At 34.5% G+C, this 452-nt stretch carries 1 pseudogene; it reads left to right on the top strand.

What is annotated here, in order from left to right:
* Window positions 1-109: 109 nt before the first annotated feature.
* Window positions 110-452: pseudogene (locus tag ACQRBJ_RS16245) on the top strand (IS982 family transposase); the annotation flags it as partial.

Raw genomic sequence — 452 nt, 5'->3', positions numbered from 1 at the left:
ACCTCAGTTCGGGATAAGAAATAGTGCCTAAAAAAGTTGGTAATCTCCGATATTTTTTGTATCTTTGTAGTTGAAATCCAATTAGTTACAAACATAAAAAGATATCATTATGGAGATTACCAAGGACAAAGTTACAGAATTATTTTGTATTATTGATGAATTTTACAAAGTTTTTGATGCTGAAAATGCAGGAAAATTGCTTTTGAGTGAAGATGGAGTAAAGCGCAGACGACGTAAAGCCTCTTTATCTGATAGTGAAATCATGACGATTTTGCTGTATTTCCATTTCGGCTCGTTCCGAAACTTCAAGCATTATTACCTATTCTTTATTAGAGGAACTTTGAAGTCATATTTTCCAAATGCGGTGTCTTATAACCGTTTTGTAGAACTTGAAAGTCGCGTATTCTTCCCTCTCATGTTCTTCCTGAATCTCCGTGCTTTTGGCAGATGTA

The organism is Prevotella sp. SGI.167 (assembly GCF_050313615.1).
GTDB lineage: Bacteria > Bacteroidota > Bacteroidia > Bacteroidales > Bacteroidaceae > Prevotella.
This window is presented reverse-complemented; position numbering and strand designations above follow the sequence as displayed.